The 3,385-nt window shown below is 68.3% G+C and carries 3 protein-coding genes and 1 pseudogene; 2 read left to right on the top strand and 2 right to left on the bottom strand.

The features are described 5' to 3' along the window. Positions 1-93, bottom strand: a pseudogene (locus ACWELQ_RS41540) (phosphoglyceromutase); the annotation flags it as partial. Here ACWELQ_RS41540 and ACWELQ_RS41535 point away from each other — a divergent pair. Together ACWELQ_RS41535 and ACWELQ_RS41530 are read left to right on the top strand one after the other, a co-directional pair. Then, complete coding sequence (locus tag ACWELQ_RS41535; protein ID WP_452402475.1) at positions 65-1,504, top strand: Rv0361 family membrane protein; 1,440 nt, start codon at positions 65-67, stop codon at positions 1,502-1,504. The pseudogene ACWELQ_RS41540 and the gene ACWELQ_RS41535 overlap by 29 nt on opposite strands. 236 nt (positions 1,505-1,740) lie before the next feature. Next, positions 1,741-2,790 carry a fused (3R)-hydroxyacyl-ACP dehydratase subunits HadA/HadB gene (locus tag ACWELQ_RS41530; protein ID WP_452402474.1) on the top strand — a complete coding sequence of 350 codons (1,050 nt, stop codon included), beginning with the start codon at positions 1,741-1,743 and terminating at the stop codon, positions 2,788-2,790. Positions 2,791-2,854: 64 nt separating this feature from the next. On the opposite strand, the gene ACWELQ_RS41525 is transcribed toward ACWELQ_RS41530, so the two are convergent. Continuing rightward, positions 2,855-3,385, bottom strand: a 531-nt coding sequence (locus ACWELQ_RS41525) for a DUF4185 domain-containing protein (RefSeq protein ID WP_452402473.1), incomplete at its 5' end; no start/stop codon positions are given.

The following is a 3,385-nucleotide window of genomic DNA, read 5'->3' as shown; positions in this document are numbered from 1 at the left end:
CTGCGAGTACTCGCTGTCCGCGGCGATCGGCGGCGGCGGGGTGTCGTAGCTGCGACGCCACAGCATGAACTGGTCGTTGCCGTACTGCTCCTTGGCCACCCAGCTGATCAAGATCCAGCGGCCGGGCCAGGGTGCGAGCGGGACGGGCGCGAGCAAGCCGGAGGACGCGAAGCAATCCGCCCCCGCGCCTGCGGCATCGGAGAAGCCCGCGCCGGAAGACGTGCCGACCCAGGGCATCGCGGAGACTCCGCGCGGTGGGGCGGACAACTCCGAAAGTCCGGTGGACGCGAACAAGGCTGCGCCGAAGCAGGATTCGCCCCGACCTGACGGCGACACCCCCAAGGGCGAGAAGCCCGGTGACACCGCGGACTCCGGAGCGGACGCGGGCGCCTCGCAGGGGAAGGTGGACGCTTCCGGCGGTGACGCGGAAACCGTTGTGATCAAGAAGGTTCCGGTGGAGGACGCCGGCGCGGGTTCGGCGGGGGATGCCACTACGGTGTTGCCGGTTGTGTCCGGGGAGGCGGGGACCGAGAAGATTCGGGTTTCGGGGCCGCAGGGGCGGGCGGTGAGTAAGCCGCCGCAGTCGCCTCGGGGGAATGTGGGGCCGCGGAATGTGGGGCCGCGTGGGAGTGCGCCGGTGCAGGATGCGCCGGTGGAGGAGCGGAATGTGCCGCCGCGGCCGCCGATGGGGCCGCGGCGGCCCGGGGGTGCGCCGTCTCCTGCCGATATGCAGCCGACCACGCCGGGGCAGCCGATCGGCGGGCCGCGGATCGCGCAGCCGCAGCGGGTGGGTGCGGGTGCGCCGCAGGGACCGCGTGGGCCGCAGGGCCCCAACGCACCGCAGGGACCCAAGGCACCGCAAGGCCCGAATACGCCGCAAGGCCCCAATACGCCGCAGGGCGCGAATGCGCCTCAGGGACCGAACGCGCCGCAGGGGCCCAACGGCTCGCAGGGATCCGTTGCGGCGCAAGGGGCCAACGTGCCGCAGGGGGCGGGGCAGTTGGCGCAGCCGCAGCGGGTGCCCGCGGCGGATGCGGTCGATGGGGAGAAGAAGTCCGGGGCCGGGGCCAAGAAGAAGGTGCTGCTCATCGCGGCGGCGGTGGTCGTGGTGGCGGCGGTCGCCGGTGTGGTGGCGGGGCTGGTGATGAAGAACAAGAGCGATAATTCGCCGGAAGCGTTGGTGCAGAAGACGATCACGTCGTACACCGACGCGTTGAACAACGGGAATCTGGATACCCTGCGCGCGGTGACCTGCGGGGCGCAGCACGATTTCTACCAGAAGATCTCGGCCGACCAGTTCACCAGCGTGTATCGGACTTCCAAGGAGCAGAAGAGCATTCCGCTGGTGAAGAGCCTGGATGCCATCAAGGTGACCGGCGATACCGCGATCGCGCAGGCGACGGTGTACACGGCCGCGGATCCGGCGAAGACCACCGCGCGCACCTTCGACCTGAAGAACGACGGCGGTTCGTGGAAGGTGTGTGATCCGCAGACCGGCAACTGACGCGTTCGCGCTCCCTGCCGCGATAAACGTCATGAAGTACCGCGACGAACGTCACAAACACCTGGTCAGCCGTCCGGCACGCCGGTAAAGTAGCCCGAATTGTCTGGGCCAGCCTTTTCGGCATTCCGGCACTTCAACGGTTGTACACCGTCCAGGCCATTGCCTTCACAGCCCGAAGCAATGTCCGAGAGAAGTGGTGCGGGCCCACCGGGTTTCGATTGCAGGGAGCGAACACCATGCCGGAAACGGCAGAGGCCACCAAAGCCACCGCCGCCGAACTCGTCGGCCGCCATTTCCGTGTCCGTGATCACTACGACGTCGGCCGCGAGAAGGTCCGCGAGTTCGCGCGCGCGGTGCGCAACAACCACCCCGCCCACCATCGCGAGGACGACGCCGTCGCGCTCGGCTACACGAGCCTGCTGGCCTCGCCGACCTTCGCGTCGGTGATCGGCGCGGCCACCACCCGCACCCTGATCGGCTCGGTGCTGACCGAGTACGACCTCTCCCAGACCCTGCACACCGATCAGGTCTTCGAGTACTTCCGCCCGATCCTGGCCGACGACCGGCTCAGCGTGGACGTGGTCGTGGAGAGCATCCGCAGCTTCGGCGACAACGACTTCATCACCGCCAAGGTCACCTTCACCGACGTCGACCGGCTGCCGGTGCTGATCTCCACCACCACGATCGTGGCCCGCAAGGGTGTGGAGATCGATCCGTCGATGGTCGAGACCGTGTCCGGCGTCGTCATGCAGGGCCATGTCGCCGAGCCCGGCGAGTTCGACGGCGATCCGACCGGGCTGGTGCTGCTCGCCCCCGAAGAGGTCATCGAACCGGCCGCGCCCGCCACCCCGCGTGCGGTCCGCACCGTCCCGACCGTCGCGACCCTGACCGCGGGCACCGAGCTGCCCGCCGCCAAGATGCCGGTCACCCGTGGCGACCTGGTCAACTACGCGGGCGTCTCCGGCGATCCGAACCCGATCCACTTCAGCGATGCCGCCGCCACCCTGGTCGGCCTGCCCACCGTGGTCGCGCACGGCATGCTCACCATGGGCCTGACCGCCGCGTACCTGACCGACTGGCTGGGCGACCCGTCCGCGCTGGGCAAGTTCAGCGTCCGCTTCTCCGGCTATGTCGCGGTCGAGCCGACCGCCGCGACCACCGTCGAGTTCACCGGCAAGGTGAAGTCGGTGGACGCCGAAACCGGCACGGCCACCGTCGTCATCGGCGCGACCTCGGAGGGCAAGAAGCTCTTCGGCCGCGCGATCGCGGAGGTCCGGCTCAGCTGAGCCCCGAAACCCGAAGAGCGGGCCGCACATTCCTGTGCGGCCCGCTCTTTTGCTTTGTCCCCGTTCAGTTCAGGGTGGCACGCATCAGGTAGACGTTGTAGTCGCTCCAGGTGGACATGGTGAAGTACATGTCCTTACCGGTCGACCACGGGTGGATGAAACCGCCGTAGAGCTCCGGGTATTGCAAGGCGCTCACCGTCACCGCGCTGTCGGACCACACGCCCTGCGGCGAATCCGATTCCCGCACAACGAGAGCCGCCTTGGCGGTGTCCAGATAGCTCATCTGCCACACCTTGCGATCCTCGTCGTAGCGCACCGACAGTTCGGCGGCGGGTGCGTCGACAACCGGTGTGGCGGTGGCCAATCCGTTCACCTCGGGGATCCAGGCCCCGTTGTTCCAGTACTGGTAGGCGGTCGGATTGAGCACCTGGTCCTTGGGCACCCGGGCCAGCCCCACCCCGCCCAGGCGGGTATTGGGGATGCCGAACATGTACACCCAGTCACCCTGCGGCACCATGGCCGCGACCTGGAAGTTGGAGACGCCGAAGATGTTCTGCCACTTGGCGTACGGATCCTTGGTCCAGTGTTCGCCGTG

Source organism: Nocardia sp. NPDC004722, assembly GCF_053601505.1.
Note: the sequence above shows the minus strand (reverse complement) of the source record. Positions and strands in the feature narration are given on the sequence as shown.